This window comes from Thiocapsa sp. C2-2m (assembly GCF_041903745.1).
GTDB lineage: Bacteria > Pseudomonadota > Gammaproteobacteria > Chromatiales > Chromatiaceae > Thiocapsa > Thiocapsa roseilacustris.
Map to the genome: position 1 here is coordinate 43,851 of NZ_JBBWVD010000003.1, position 13,371 is coordinate 57,221.

13 protein-coding genes are annotated in these 13,371 nt (G+C 65.2%); 4 read left to right on the forward strand and 9 right to left on the reverse strand.

All coding sequences use genetic code 11. From position 1 onward, the window contains the following. Positions 1-8: 8 nt before the first annotated feature. Both AADX97_RS02890 and AADX97_RS02895 read left to right on the forward strand, forming a co-directional pair. Entirely contained in the window at positions 9-884 is an 876-nt protein-coding gene (locus AADX97_RS02890; protein WP_374231494.1) for a uracil-DNA glycosylase family protein, read from the forward strand. A gap of 151 nt (positions 885-1,035) precedes the next feature. Then, entirely contained in the window at positions 1,036-1,395 is a 360-nt protein-coding gene (locus AADX97_RS02895) for a sulfur globule family protein (RefSeq protein ID WP_374231496.1), read from the forward strand. Positions 1,396-1,522: 127 nt separating this feature from the next. Here AADX97_RS02895 and AADX97_RS02900 read toward each other — a convergent pair whose 3' ends face one another. From AADX97_RS02900 to AADX97_RS02920, 5 genes are all read right to left on the reverse strand, one after another. After that, a complete protein-coding gene (locus tag AADX97_RS02900) occupies positions 1,523-2,050 on the reverse strand; it encodes a phosphatase PAP2 family protein (RefSeq protein WP_374231497.1) in 528 nt (175 codons plus the stop codon). Continuing rightward, the gene (locus AADX97_RS02905; RefSeq protein ID WP_374231498.1) at positions 2,022-3,257 is read right to left on the reverse strand and encodes a glycosyltransferase family 4 protein; all 1,236 of its coding nucleotides are present in this window, start codon (positions 3,255-3,257) and stop codon (positions 2,022-2,024) included. Before AADX97_RS02905 ends, AADX97_RS02900 begins: the two co-directional genes overlap by 29 nt. Then, positions 3,247-3,987, reverse strand: coding sequence for a lysophospholipid acyltransferase family protein (locus tag AADX97_RS02910; protein ID WP_374238540.1), 741 nt, complete (start codon positions 3,985-3,987; stop codon positions 3,247-3,249). The genes AADX97_RS02905 and AADX97_RS02910 overlap by 11 nt, the downstream gene beginning before the upstream one ends. Positions 3,988-4,117: 130 nt before the next feature. Further along, positions 4,118-4,885 (reverse strand): GNAT family N-acetyltransferase, encoded by a 768-nt coding sequence (locus tag AADX97_RS02915; protein WP_374231500.1) that lies wholly within the window; start codon positions 4,883-4,885, stop codon positions 4,118-4,120. 143 nt (positions 4,886-5,028) lie between these two features. Further along, on the reverse strand, positions 5,029-5,685 hold the full coding sequence (locus AADX97_RS02920) for an HAD family hydrolase (protein ID WP_374231501.1): 657 nt from the start codon (positions 5,683-5,685) through the stop codon (positions 5,029-5,031). A 421-nt stretch (positions 5,686-6,106) separates the two neighbouring features. Here AADX97_RS02920 and AADX97_RS02925 point away from each other — a divergent pair, with 421 nt between their 5' ends. Both AADX97_RS02925 and ptsP read left to right on the forward strand, forming a co-directional pair. Continuing rightward, a complete protein-coding gene (locus tag AADX97_RS02925) occupies positions 6,107-6,646 on the forward strand; it encodes an RNA pyrophosphohydrolase (protein WP_374231502.1) in 540 nt (179 codons plus the stop codon). 98 nt (positions 6,647-6,744) lie between these two features. Continuing rightward, positions 6,745-9,006, forward strand: a complete 2,262-nt coding sequence (ptsP, locus tag AADX97_RS02930) for a phosphoenolpyruvate--protein phosphotransferase (protein WP_374231773.1) — start codon at positions 6,745-6,747, stop codon at positions 9,004-9,006. 29 nt (positions 9,007-9,035) lie between these two features. Here the strand turns inward: ptsP and AADX97_RS02935 are convergent, their stop codons facing one another. From AADX97_RS02935 to AADX97_RS02950, 4 genes are read right to left on the reverse strand one after another with little or no spacing between them, the layout of a single operon-like run. Next, the gene (locus AADX97_RS02935; protein ID WP_374231503.1) at positions 9,036-10,466 is read right to left on the reverse strand and encodes an FAD-binding oxidoreductase; all 1,431 of its coding nucleotides are present in this window, start codon (positions 10,464-10,466) and stop codon (positions 9,036-9,038) included. Beyond that, positions 10,441-11,088, reverse strand: coding sequence for a BON domain-containing protein (locus AADX97_RS02940; RefSeq protein WP_374231504.1), 648 nt, complete (start codon positions 11,086-11,088; stop codon positions 10,441-10,443). Before AADX97_RS02940 ends, AADX97_RS02935 begins: the two co-directional genes overlap by 26 nt. Positions 11,089-11,107: 19 nt before the next feature. Continuing rightward, positions 11,108-11,506: a YraN family protein gene (locus tag AADX97_RS02945; protein ID WP_374231505.1), complete on the reverse strand. Its 399-nt coding sequence runs from the start codon at positions 11,504-11,506 to the stop codon at positions 11,108-11,110. After that, entirely contained in the window at positions 11,503-13,347 is a 1,845-nt protein-coding gene (locus AADX97_RS02950; RefSeq protein ID WP_374231507.1) for a penicillin-binding protein activator, read from the reverse strand. Before AADX97_RS02950 ends, AADX97_RS02945 begins: the two co-directional genes overlap by 4 nt. Positions 13,348-13,371 lie beyond the last annotated feature (24 nt).

Below are 13,371 nucleotides of genomic sequence, written 5' to 3' on the forward strand. Positions count from 1 at the left end.
GCATCGCGATGGACGAGCGCCGGCGCCTGGGCTATTTGAGTGCGATGGGGGTCGATGTCTGGATGCCACGCCATGTCTGGGCGGGTGCGGTCGTGAGCCCCGAAGCGACGCTCCTCGTCGCGCCCGCCTTGGACGCGCCGGGGCAAGCCGCCCCGAGCTTCGATACCCCGTCCGCGCAATCCGCGCATCAAACCCAGCCGTTTCGTGCCGCGGCTCCCGAGGTCGAGCCGAACCCGGTTGCGCCGGGACCCGTCGAGTCCGGAGCGGTCGAGCCGGATCTGCTCGAGCCCGATCTGCCCGATGGCCCGTCGTCGCCCGCTCCGGCGAGGATGGATTGGGAAGCGCTCGAGACGGCGGTGTCCGGCTGCCGTGCCTGCGGACTCTGTGAGACCCGCACCAATACCGTTTTCGGCGTCGGCAATCGAAGCGCGGATCTCCTGATCATCGGCGAGGCCCCGGGCGCGGACGAGGATCGCGCCGGCGAGCCCTTCGTCGGGCGGGCGGGCCAGTTGCTCGACCGTATGCTCGCGGGAATCGGGCTGGCGCGCGAGCAGGTCTACATCGCCAACGTGCTCAAGTGCCGCCCGCCCGGGAATCGCGATCCACGCCCCGAGGAGGCCAAGCAGTGCGAGGCTTATCTCATGCGGCAGATCGAGCTGCTCGGCCCGCGCGCGATCCTCTGCGTCGGGCGCGTTGCGGCCCAGCATGTCCTGCAGACGGACGCGCCGCTGGGGAGTTTAAGGGGGCGTTGGCTCAAGTTTCGGACCGGGGCGATTCCGCTGCGTGTCACTTATCATCCAGCCTATCTCCTGCGCTCACCCGAGCAGAAGGCGAAAGCCTGGGAGGATTTGGTCGAGGTTGTGCGGCGTTTGCGTGCGGGATGAGGTGCTGCAATCGGAAGAGGCAATGACAAAAATCAATCCGATTGGCATTATTTATTTCCTATTTAATCATTTGTTAATATACTTCTTTGTGTGGATGTCGATGAGGCATCCACGCTTGCTGCCAACAACATAAATCGATATGGAGAATAGAATGAACAAGCTTGCTACCGCTGCTGCCGTCGCCGCCCTCCTCGGTGCTTCCGCTTCCGCGTCCGCTTGGTGGGGCCCGGGTTACGGCGGTTACGGCCCCGGCTACGGCTCCGGTCTCGGTGATGCCTTCGGCGATATGTTCGGCGACGGCTACGGTGACTTCAACTTCGGCATGAGCGGCGGCGGTCGCGGCTACGGTCGCGGTCTGGGTCGCGGCTACGGGCGCGGCTACGGCTACAACAACCCCTACTACGGCTACGGCGCTCCGTACTACGGCGGTGGTTACCCTTACGCTTACCCCTATGCAGTACCGGTCGCCCCGATGGCGCCAGTTGCTCCCGCTCAGCCTGAAGCCAAGTAAGACCCCTCCGATGGTTTGGCGCACCGCGTGTGTGCCGATACGAAAAGGCCGGGCAATCGCCCGGCCTTTTCAGTTTTCCGCAACCTTCTTAGTCCGGCGACTCATATGAACGCACCGGTTTCGAGGGTCAAGCGACCATCAGGATGCCGGCAAAGGCCAGCGCGAGTCCGATCAAGGTCGCGACCAGTACATCGCTGGGGTAATGCAGGCCAAGGACAATCCTTGAGCTGGCGACCAGCATGGTGAAGGGCACGAGTATCCAGGCGAGCCCGGGAACATAGTAGATGGCAACGCTCGAAAAGCTTACGGCATGCAGCGTATGGCCGGAGGGAAAGCTGTAGCGGTCGAGCGGCGGGACCACGGCGATGATCTCGGCGGCGTAGTGGCAGGGTCGTTCGCGCCGCGTGTAGACCTTGAGGGACTTGTAGAGTACAAGCGCGACGCCCCCCGTGGCGAGCATGTGCATGCTGGCCTTGAGGCCCAGAAGACCGTGGGTCATCGGCAGGATGGCGATCAAGCTGTACCAGAAGACCCCGTCGCCGAGCCGACTGATGACGGCGAAAGGGCGTTGAATCCAGCGACGCCGGCCGCCTCGGCTCCAGGTGCGGCAGAGCGAGACCTCGATCTCATTCAGATGTTGTAGCCACAGTCGCATGGCAAGCCTCCGTTCCACGTTGTCGGTGGATGACCTGAAAGAGACGGTCCTCGACGCCCCGGATGACGCGGTCCCAACTGATCTCCTCCGCCGCGCAGCGAGCCTTTGCGCCGAGCTGTCTGACAAGCGGCAGATCACATGCCAGCTCGCATCCGGCAGCGATGAACGCCGCATTGTCCTGTAGCGGTAATGTAACCCCGTTCCGCCAAGGATCAATCAGAGATCGAGCCGCGGCATAATCGAAAGCGACGACCGGTAGACCGCTGGCCATCGCCTCGAGCACCACGTTGCCGAAGGTTTCGGTCAGGCTCGGGAAGAGGAAAAGGTCACCCGAGGCGTAATATTTCGAGAGCTCGACACCGATTTTGGACCCCGGACAGATGAAATCGGGGTTTTCGCGGTGGATGTGCTCGCGTGCGGGGCCCTCGCCGACCAGAACGAAACGGGCCTTCGGTCGAGCCGACTGGATCGCTTGAAAGGCGTCCCGCGCGAGATCGAGATTCTTCTCGGGAGCAATTCGCCCGACGTAGAGTACAGCCAAGGTCTCCTCGTCGCAGCCCCAGCTCTGTCTTAATGCCTCGTCGCGCCAAGCGGGCGAGAAGAGGTCGACGTCCACGCCGCGGCCGAAGACGTGGACATCGTGGAATCCCTCGCCCGAGAGCTCGGTTTTCAGCTCGACGGTGGGAACCAGGGTTGCATCCGATCGGTTGTGGAAGTGACGCAGCGTCTCGGCGATCTGATGAGTGAAGAGGCCGAGACCGTAGTGTTGGCTGTATTGCTGAAACTGGGTGTGGAATCCGGTCACCGTCGGAATCCCGCGACGGTGCGCGGCGGAGAGCGCGGCGTGGCCGAGTGGGCCCTGGGTCGCGATGTAAACGAGATCCGGCGCGGCGCGGCCCCAGAGGCGGCGCAGCCGCCAGAAAACCGGAAGTCCGAATCGAAGACCTCGGTAACCGGGGATCGGCAGGCCGGGGACGAGGTGTACGCCGATTCGGCCGAGCGTCGGTTCAGCCGGGTCGCGTTGCTCGCCGTGCTGTCGAGGGCGGATGAGTTGGATCTCATGTCCACGTTCGGCCAAGCCCTCGGCGAGATGCCGCATGGTGTGGGCGACACCGTTGATCTCGGGAGGATAGGTCTCGGTGACGATCGCGATGCGCAGACGCCCGGAAAGCGTATCGGTGTCTCGCGGGATGATGTCAGGCGACATGAGCGACTCCGCCGGTCGGTATGGACTCGGGTCGACCCGGGGGCGGACCTGGAATGATATCCGGGATCCGGACGGGATTCGCGGGGTTCGGGTGTCGCGGAAGGGTGTCCGGGCGCATGCCGAGTGCTTCGACGATCGCGCCGCGTGTGCGCTCGGCGAGCAGGCGCCGGGTGTTGTTGTCTTCGCCGATCGGCATCGGCGTGAGGAAATGGACCTCAGCCGTGAGCCCGGGGTGGCAAATCACCCGCAGCAGATGAGCTAGGAGTGTGTCGTCGCCGATGAAGGGCGCAACGGTGTCGGGCGCTCCGTCAGCGTCGCCGCGGTAGGCGAGCGCCACCGGTTGGATCATCAGTCCGGTCTCCTGCGCCAGCGCAAAGAGGCGAGGGTGGAATCGCAGCACGTCCGATCCGTCGCTCGTCGTCCCTTCGGGAAAGAGCATCAGAGTCCGCTCTCGGCCGATCTTGCGGAGCTTCCCGGCAATCTCCTCGATGCGGATGGCGCCGCGCTCGACGAAGAGCGTTCCCGCGGTCTCGGCGAGCCAGCCGATCAGGGGCCAATCGCGTACCTCGGCCTTGGAAAGGAACGCGATCTCGCTCTGTGCGCCGACCACGGGGATGTCGAGCCAAGAGATATGGTTGCCGATCAAGAGGCATCCGGGCTGCGCGCCGCCTACGACGCGAATCCGGATGCCCAAGATCTCGCAAAGTCGTCGGTACCAGCGCCGCGTCATGTCCGGAATCCGTGTCGGTCGCCGGCCGAGTCGCGAGAGGAGACCGATGTAGAGCGCGAGCGTCGCACCCTTGCCCAGGTGAGCGAGGATCCGCGCTAGCCTGCGAGTCGACCGCGCGTACCTCACCGCGCTACAGGCTCGCGGTGCGATCGAAGAAGTGCCGCGAATAGGTCGGATTCAGCGCATCCACGTCGAGCAGCATCAGCACATCCGCCACGCCGAAGTCAGGATCGCGGCAGGGCTCTCCGCAGACCTTTGCACCCAGCCTCACGTAAGTGCGCAACAAGGCGGGCAGCGGTGCATCCAGGACATCGTCGGGCACCTGTGCGGTGCGTAGCGGTACCCGCGGGATTGCGCGTAAATCGGGAGAGACCATCGCGTGTCGTCGCAAGCGGTTCATGATGGCCGCGGCCTGGATATCGTTCTCGCCGAGCGGCATGCTGGCGCAGCCGAATAGATAATCGAAGCCGTGGAGCTGGATAAAACCCGCCAGCCCCGACCAGAGCACGGCGATCGCCGTGCCTTGTCGAAATTCTGCCGAGATACAGGTGCGACCGACCTCCAAGAGGCGGCCATCGAGCCGGGGAATCGCCCCCAAATCGAATTCGCTCTCGGAATAGAATCGACCGATACGCGCGGCGTTGCGGTCGGTCAGGATCCGCGTGCAGCCGACGACCTCGCCGGTGTGTGCATCGCGTACCAAGAGATGCTGGCAGTAGGCATCGAGATCGTCCACGTCCAGTCCGCTCGGGCCCGCCTTCAGCTTCGCGCCCAACTCCTCGCCGAAGACCCGATACCTGAGGGCTTGGGCCTCGCGGATCTCCGACTCTGACGCGGCGAGCTCGACGAAAAGGCGTTCGCCGCGCTTGGCGGTCAATGCAGACGCACTCGCAACCATTGCATGCCCTCGGAAATAGAACCATTGCGTGGAGGGCTATCATAGATTCGGAGTATTGCGGGCGTATGTGGGCTGCGTGACGCGCTTGTGAACGTCGACTTGAACGCCGCCGTGAAGGACGCGGGCAGCGTTGCGGCCCGTGCTCAGGGTCTCAGCGAGATGACGGGCCACCCGCGCGACACGGCTGTTGCGCGCAGCTGCGGATCGGGGTCGACCGCGACCGGCCGGTCGACGCATTCCAGGAGGGGGATGTCGTTGTGGGAGTCGCTGTAGAAGCTGCTCCCGCCGAGAGTCTCGTCATGCTCGCGTAGCCAGGTCTGCAGACGCTCGACCTTGCCCTCGCGAAATGACGGTCGACCGGCCGGCTCGCCGGTGAAACGCCCGTTCTCCTCCGCCGGCAGCGTTGCGATCAGATGGGCGATTCCGAAGCGTTGCGCGATCGGAGCCGTGACGAAGGCATTGGTCGCCGTGATGATCATGAGCGTGTCTCCGGCCTCGCGGTGCGACTCGACGAGGTCTTTGGCGGCCGGGAGCATGATGGGCTCGATCAGCTCGGCGACGAAGCGCTCGCGCAGCGTCTCCAGATACGCGCGCGGGTGATCGCGCAGCGGGCGCAGGGAGAAGCTCAAGAATTCCCCGATATCCAGGGTCCCGTCCTTGTATTCGCGGTAGAAGCGCTCGTTCTCGCTTTCGTAACGATCTGCATCGACGATCCCCTCGGCGGCGAGGAAGCGACCCCAGAGATAATCCGAGTCGCCATCCAGGAGGGTGTTGTCCAGATCGAAGATTGCCAGAGCCATGTCCTTCATCCTTCGGTTGATGTCTTGCGGTGCGTATCGGCGTCCGGGCCTTGATCATATGCCCGGCCATTGGCTGACGACCAATGCGTAGTCAGGGCTTCCAGCCCTGCTTCTGTAAGGCCCGGATGGCCTGACTACGCAGGCAGCCGACCCTGTGGTCGGAGTGATGAACAAGCCCGGCGTCCGGCTCGGGCGCAGGCGTATTGTCTCGCTTCGCCGGATGGTCGCGAAATCCTACCGGGGTTTCAACCTGGATCCGGCGGGGCGGGCGACTTCGCTCGGTGCTCCGTGGGGGGCTTCGAGCCGGTTTCCGAGGGCATGCGAAAGCCGTTGAATGGCAATCGCTTATACAGGTGTCTGCTTGCCGGTCATGCGCCGGATGTGGAAGAATGAGGCAACACGGCCTCACGGACTCGGTTCCTTGATCGATCACGACGGTTTCAGACCCAACGTCGGCATTATCCTGAGCAATCGGGACCGGCGTCTATTCTGGGGTCGTCGCGTTGGCCAGAATGCCTGGCAGTTTCCGCAGGGCGGGATTCATTCCGACGAGACGCCTGAGCAGGCCATGTATCGCGAGCTCGAGGAGGAGGTCGGACTTCAGCCCCGGCAGGTCACCATCCTCGGCTGCACCCGCGGTTGGCTCAGGTATCACCTTCCCAAGCGCTACATCCGGCGGCATTGCGGTCCGACCTGCATCGGCCAGAAGCAGGTCTGGTTCATGTTGCGTGTGGATTGCGGCGAGGACGCCTTCTGTCTGGATAAGACCGACAAGCCCGAGTTCGACGCCTGGCGCTGGGTCCGCTACTGGCAGCCGCTGCACGAGGTGGTCTACTTCAAACGCCGTGTCTACATGCAGGCGCTCGAAGAGCTTGCTCCGAGCCTTTACCCGGAGGGCCCGCCCGCTCGCGAGGACGTCCAGTCACGGGTGGTCGGCTTAATGCACCAGCGCGGACAATGACAGGTCTCGCCGCGGAGCACCTCGAGCGAGGGTCGGTCGGGCTCGACAGCGGCGCGTCGGTCGCCGGATCCTCGGCGGCTACGGGCCAACGCTTGCCGATGCTCGAATCGCTGCGCCGCATCGTGCAGGAGGTCAATAACGCACCCGACCTCGAGCGCGCGCTCACCATCATTGTTCAGCGGGTCAAACACGCCGTCGGGGCCGACGTTTGCTCGGTCTATCTCAACGATTTCGACAACCGTCGACATGTCCTGCATGCCACCGACGGGCTGCGTGCCAAGGCGGTCGGTCGGGTGCGGTTGGAGCTTGGGCGGGGGCTGATCGGTTTGGTCAGCGAGCGCGCCGAGCCGATCAACCTGGACGACGCGGTCAGTCATCCGCGCTACCAGCGCATCACGGATACCGGTGAAGAGCACTATCACGGGTTCCTCGGTGCGCCGATCATCCAGAATCGCAAGGTCCTGGGTGTGCTGGTCCTGCGACAACGCGAGAAACGCCATTTCGGCGACGACGAGGTGACCTTCGTCGTCACTCTGGCGTCCCAGCTCGCCGGCGCCATCACCTTTGCACGCACCAACGGCGAGCTGGCACGTCTGCAGGACGACGGGATCCCGCAGCGCTTTCTGCCCGGCTTGCCGGCCTCGCCGGGCATCGGCATCGGGACCGCCGTGGTGGTCTACCCGCCGGCCGATCTCAACGCCGTTCCGGATCGGCGCGCCGAGAATGCGGACAACGAGGCCAAGGATTTTCTCGGTGCCGTGGAGCATGTGGCCGAGGATCTGGATCGCTTCGCGGCCCGGACCCAAGCGCACCTCAGTGCCGAAGACATGGCCCTATTCGACGCCTGGCGTCTGATGCTCGAGAGCGACACCCTGATCGACGGGACCCTCTCGCGCATCCGCGCCGGCAACTGGGCGCCCGGGGCGCTGCGCGAGACGATCGCCGAGCACGCCAAGGTGTTCGACGACATGGACGATGCCTATCTGCGCGAACGCGCCTCGGACGTGCGCGATCTCGGTCGCTGCATCCTGACCCATCTGCAGAAGTTGTCCGCGGCGCCGATCCAGTACGTGCCCAACACCATCCTGGTCGGCGACGAGATCAGCGCGATGCAGATCGCCGACGTCCCGCGCGAGATGCTCGCGGGGATCGTCTCGACCACCGGCTCGGGCTCCTCGCATGTCGGCATCCTGGCGCGCGGGATGGGTGTGCCGGCGGCGATGGCCGTCGCCGATCTGCCGGTCGGGCGTGTCGAGGGACGCGAGCTGGTGGTGGACGGTTATCGCGGGCGGGTCTACGTCGCACCCGGCCCGGCCGTTCGCGCCGAGTATCAGCGTCTCGCCGAAGACGACGCGGCCCTGACCAACGAGCTGCAGGCGTTGCGCCATCTCCCGGCCGAGACCACCGACGGCTATCTGGTGCCCCTCTATCTGAACACGGGTCTGGTCTCCGAGGCGCGGCCGCTCGGCATCGAGGAGTCCGCGGGTGTCGGGCTCTACCGCACCGAGCTGCCCTTCATCGTGCGCGATACCTTTCCAGGCGAGGCCGCGCAGATGTCGAATTATCGGCGAGTGCTCGAGCTGTTCGCCCCGCGACCCGTGACCATCCGGACCCTGGATATCGGCGGGGACAAGCCGTTGCCCTATTTCCCGATGCATGAGGCGAATCCCTTCCTGGGCTGGCGCGGTATCCGGATCACGCTCGATCAGCCCGAGATCTTCCTGACCCAGATCCGTGCGATCCTGCGCGCGTCCATCGGGCTGGATAATCTGCAGATCCTCTTGCCCATGATCAGCACGGTCGGCGAGGTTGACGAGGCGCTGCTGCTGATCCATCGCGCCCACGAGGAGCTGCTCGAAGAGGGCTACCAGGTCAAACTGCCGCCGATCGGCGTGATGATCGAGGTTCCGGCCGCCGTCTATCAGTGCGAGGCGCTCGCGCGACGGGTCGATTTCCTCTCCGTCGGGACCAACGACCTCACCCAGTATCTACTCGCGGTCGATCGCAACAACGCCCATGTCGCGAAGCTCTATGACGAGTTTCATCCGGCGGTCTTGCGCGCGCTGCTGCAGATCCTCGCAGGTGCCCGCGTGCATGGCCGCGAGGTGAGCGTCTGCGGGGAGATGGCCGGGGATCCGCTGGCGACCTTCCTCCTGCTCGGGATGGGCGTGCATAGCCTGAGTATGGGGGCGGGAAGCCTGCTGCGCGTGAAGCGCGTCATCCGCAGCATCAGTCGGGCACGGGCGCGCGAGGTGCTCAAGGTGGCCCTGCAATGCGAGGATGCGGCGTCCGTGCGACGCCTGCTCCTGGATGCGCTCGAGGCGGTCGGGCTCGGCGGCTTGGTGCGTCCGGGTAAGTAGCCGAGACCGGGTTGCTTGGTTGCGGTTCATCAACGATTTGTTGCAGTGGGCTCGGCGGTCTCCGGAAAGCCTTTCCCTGGATTGAGTATCCCGGCCGGGTCGAATTGGCGCTTGATGTCGCGCATCAGCCGAAGCACGGGCGCCTCGAGCTCGCGGTCGACGAAGTCGCGCTTGGCGATCCCGACACCGTGCTCGCCCGAGAGTGTGCCGCCGAGCTGCAGCACGAGCGAAAACATTGCGTCCAGACACTGATGTGCGCTCGCGACGGCGGTCGAGTCGTCCGGGTCGATCAAGAGATTCACATGGATGTTGCCGTTGCCTGCATGGCCGAAGTTCACGATCTGCACGCCACTCTCTCGCGATAGCCGCTCGAGGCCCTCGATGAACTCGCCCATGCGCGAGACCGGGACGACGACATCCTCGTTGATCTTCTTCGGCGCGATATGGCGCAAGGCCGGGGAAAGCGCCTTGCGTATCGTCCAGAGCGCGGTCACCTCTTCGGCCGAGTCTGCCCGGCGAAGCTCGATCAGGCCGGCATGGTCGGCGGCTGCGGCGACGGCGGTGACGGACTGATCGATACAGGCGGCGGGTCCGTCGACCTCGATCATCAAGAGCGCGCCGATGCCCTCGGGCAGGTCGAGCCCGGCATGGCGCCGGACGGTGTGGATCGCCGCGGCGTCCATGATCTCCAGGGCGCAGGGGATCACGGGCTGCGACATGATCGCCGAAACGGCTGCCGCGGCCGCGTGGATATCCGCATAGGCGGCGCGCAGCGTGCGTTTTGCCTCGGGCAGCGGGGTGAGTTTCAGCGTGGCTTCGGTGATCAGGGCGAGGGTACCCTCAGAGCCGATGATGAGACGGGTCAGGTCGTAGCCGACCACGCCTTTGGTCGTGAGCACGCCGGTACGCAGTCGCTCCCCGCGACCGCTGACGGCGACCAGCCCGAGCGTGTTCTCGCGCGGTGTCCCGTACTTGACCGCCCGCGGCCCCGCCGAGTTGTAGGCGAGATTCCCGCCGACGGTACAGCTTGCCGCACTGGTGGGATCGGGCGGCCAGAAGAACCCGAAGGCGCCGACCGCTTGCTGGAGCTGCTCGTTGAGCACCCCGGGCTGCACAACGGCGAGGCGATCCTCCGGTGCGATGCGCAGGATGGCGTTCATGCGCTCGAAGGAGAGCACGATGCCGCCGCGGTCCGGAACCGTCGCCCCGGTGGTGCCGGTCCCGCGTCCTCGTGCGACGAGCGGAACGCCGGCGTCGCGGCAGAGCCTGACCAGCGCCGTGATCTGCGCCTCGTCGGCGGCGAAGACGACCGCTCGGGGCAGTGCGTGGAGTCTGCTGTTGTCGTATCCATAGGGCCAACAATCGGCCGGATCCGTGAGCAGGCATCCGGCGCCGGCGATCCGCGCAAGGCTCTTCAGGAACCCCGACGACAGATCAGGTGTTGTTTGTGTCGTCGACATACTCGAAGAGTTTCACCACGCGCTCTACGCCGGGCACGTAACTGGCCTTTTCCGCAGCGGCATCGGCCTCCGCGGGGCTGACTAGCCCCATCAGAAAGACCACGCCGTCTTTGGTGACCACCTTGACCCGGGTCGGATCGAATCCGGGCAGCCGTACGCCGATCAGATCCGTCTTGACGCGGCCGCTGATGAAGGTGTCTTCGGCCTGACGCTGCATATCGAGTCGAGGGCCGACCCTGATTTCGTCGACGACCCGCTGCACCTTTCCGATGTGACTGAGCCGCGTCGCGGCCTCTTGTGCCACCTCGGTCGTGTCGGCCGTGCCGGTGAGCAATAGTGTGCGGTTGTAGCTGGTGACCGAGATTTGGGAGCGGCCCCTGATTTCGGCATTGCCGATCAGTGCGCTCATCGCCTCCAGCTCGATCTGCTGATCGTCGAGGATGACGTTCGCCGGGCGTCGGTCGTGGATCGTCGCGGCGGTACCGACGGCGGCTGCGCCGAAGAGCATCGGCGCGCAGCCGGACAGGAGCGTCGCACCGAGCAGCAGCAGGGCCGCTGCGGTGCGCCCTTGTCGAGCGATCGAGCGTACGACCGCGCCGATCTGATCGAGCGGCGTTCGCATGAGGCGACTGAAGGGGGATTTAGGATTCAACGGCAAAGGCATTTTTGATCCACTCGATGCGGTCTCCGCCACTGACCGCGACGACGTCGAATCGACAGGGTAACAGGGTCGGGTGGGCTTGAAGATAATGGCTCGCGGCAGCCGTCAAACGCTGTTGCTTGCGTCGGTCGATGGTCTCGGCCGGGGATCCGAAGCGGTCCGAGCGTCGATACCGAACCTCGACGAAGACCAACGTTTCGCCGTCGCGCATTACCAGGTCGATCTCACCGAAGCGGCAGCGGTGATTACGCGCGATGGGTTGCAGATGTCGGCGTTTCAGATAGTCCTCGGCGAGCCGCTCCTTGGCGTCGCCGACACCCCGGGTTCCGGCTGCTTGGTCGGTCGTCCCCGATGGCGGGCGCCGCGTGTCGCTGTTCAAGGGGTTTCCGTTGCCGGCGTGTCGGATGGTTTCCCGGCCTCGAGCACGCCCGTTTCGCCGAAGCGTCCGAGTGCGAGCTGGCGCTGGATGCGGCCAAGTGCGTCGATCGAGAGGCCGCCGGTTTGTCCCGGATAAAAGGCGCCCGGACTTTTCGCCAACGCCGGCAGTCGCGGGGTGATGCGATAGGCGTCGATCCCCATCGCATACAGACGGGCCAGCGGATTGGCGACCTCGAAGGAGGATCCGCTCAGGCGTCGCCGCGACAGGGCTCCCTCTGCGCGACTGTCCAGCATCCACGGGATATCGACGAAATACAGACCTGCCAGCACCCGGTCGCGATTCGGATCGAAGACGCCCGAGTAGACGTGCGAGGTGGACATTACCGTCACCGACATTGCGCTCAGCCGGATCTGCGGGTACAGCTTGTGCGCGAGCTCGTTGGTCGCGACCAGGAAGACGACATCCGCCTGCGAGTTGCCGAGAAGGGCGGTCACCGTCTTCTCGAAGCTCCGCGCCGTCGGGCTGTAGACGGCTTCAGCCTCCAGTGTTCCGCCCAGTCGGCGCCACTGGTTGCGGAATGCACTGGCCAGACGTGCCCCCCACGGTCCTTCCGGATACAACACGGCGGCGCGCTTCAGACCCATCGCTGCGGCCTTGTTGGCGACCTCCGCCGCCTCATTCTCGGGCGAAAGCGAGAACTGAAAGAGATTCGCTGCGGGCTGGCTGTCGCGGGTCGTCTGGTTCAGGGCCAGCGTCGGCACCGCGAGCGCAGGGCCGGCCGCGAGGCTATCCACCGATTCCTTCTCGAGCGGGCCGATCACATAGTCCGCGCCGCCCTCCACGGCCTTCGCGTGAATGGCGCGCGCGCGCCCCGTTTGGGTGCTGTCGATGAACTCGAGCGCCGGTCGCTTGCCGCTGCTGTCCGCTCGGCTGGCGGCCTCGATGCCCTCCTTCACCGAAGTGGCTGCGCCCGCGAAGCGTCCCCCGCGCGGGAGCATGACCGCCACGCTGTCGCCCGAGGCGTAACCCCCGGACAGGATCTTGAGGTACGCCTCGGCCAACTTCGGATGGGCGGGATGGCCGAGCCGTTTGGAGTGCTCTTCACGATAGCGGGTCTGGAATTCAGCAGGATCCGCGCCTGCGTTGTGCGCCGACAGCGCGATCTCCGCCCAGCCTTTCGTGGCACCGGTCGAGCTGCGTGCGAGCTTGCTTAGCTGCTCGCTGCTCATTGAGCTCAAGGTCGTCACCAAAGACACTTGGTTCAGTAGCCGTGCATCCTCGTTGTCGAGCAGCCGATCGAGCGCGATCAGCGACTCGGCCGAGGCGACTGGATCGTTGGCGAGACGCTGGGCCGACGCGAGTGTCCCGAGCCGTTGGATCTTTAAATCCTTCGGCAAGGTTTGAACCTGGACGGACTGGAGCCGCGCGATCGCATCTTTGGCGCGTCCGTCCAAGAGGGCGAGATCCGCTTCGATGAGCAACATCAGCTCGCGTTGACCGCTCGTGAGCGCCGGGCGCGAGACCTCGCCGATGATCTGTTGGGCCTGCCGGGTGTCGCCCGCAGCAAGGTAGGCACGGATCGCCTTCAGCTGGAGCTGCTCGCGAGCGGGCGGCGTTGCTCCCTTGGCGATCTTGAGATACGCCTCGGCCGCCGCTTGCGCCTGGCCTTGGGCGGCGAGCGCATCGGCTTGTCTCAGAGGCTCCCCTGCGACCGGCGCCAGCAGGCGGGCCTCGTCCCGGGTGGGATCGATTGCGCATCCGGTCAGTGAAATCGCAACGAGCAGGGCGATCGCTGTCAAGGGAGTGGACAGGGGACGGTGGTCAACGCGATTCTTGAGCATGATCCGTTCCGGTTCGAAATGTCG

Coding starts and splice junctions, on each gene's coding strand:
- AADX97_RS02890 (WP_374231494.1), top strand. CDS start 9: ATGGACGAGCGCCGGCGCCTGGGCTATTTGAGTGCGATGGGGGTCGAT.
- AADX97_RS02895 (WP_374231496.1), top strand. CDS start 1,036: ATGAACAAGCTTGCTACCGCTGCTGCCGTCGCCGCCCTCCTCGGTGCT.
- AADX97_RS02900 (WP_374231497.1), bottom strand. CDS start 2,050: ATGCGACTGTGGCTACAACATCTGAATGAGATCGAGGTCTCGCTCTGC.
- AADX97_RS02905 (WP_374231498.1), bottom strand. CDS start 3,257: ATGTCGCCTGACATCATCCCGCGAGACACCGATACGCTTTCCGGGCGT.
- AADX97_RS02910 (WP_374238540.1), bottom strand. CDS start 3,987: ATGACGCGGCGCTGGTACCGACGACTTTGCGAGATCTTGGGCATCCGG.
- AADX97_RS02915 (WP_374231500.1), bottom strand. CDS start 4,885: ATGGTTGCGAGTGCGTCTGCATTGACCGCCAAGCGCGGCGAACGCCTT.
- AADX97_RS02920 (WP_374231501.1), bottom strand. CDS start 5,685: ATGGCTCTGGCAATCTTCGATCTGGACAACACCCTCCTGGATGGCGAC.
- ptsP (WP_374231773.1), top strand. CDS start 6,745: ATGCTCGAATCGCTGCGCCGCATCGTGCAGGAGGTCAATAACGCACCC.
- AADX97_RS02935 (WP_374231503.1), bottom strand. CDS start 10,466: ATGTCGACGACACAAACAACACCTGATCTGTCGTCGGGGTTCCTGAAG.
- AADX97_RS02940 (WP_374231504.1), bottom strand. CDS start 11,088: ATGCGAACGCCGCTCGATCAGATCGGCGCGGTCGTACGCTCGATCGCT.
- AADX97_RS02950 (WP_374231507.1), bottom strand. CDS start 13,347: ATGCTCAAGAATCGCGTTGACCACCGTCCCCTGTCCACTCCCTTGACA.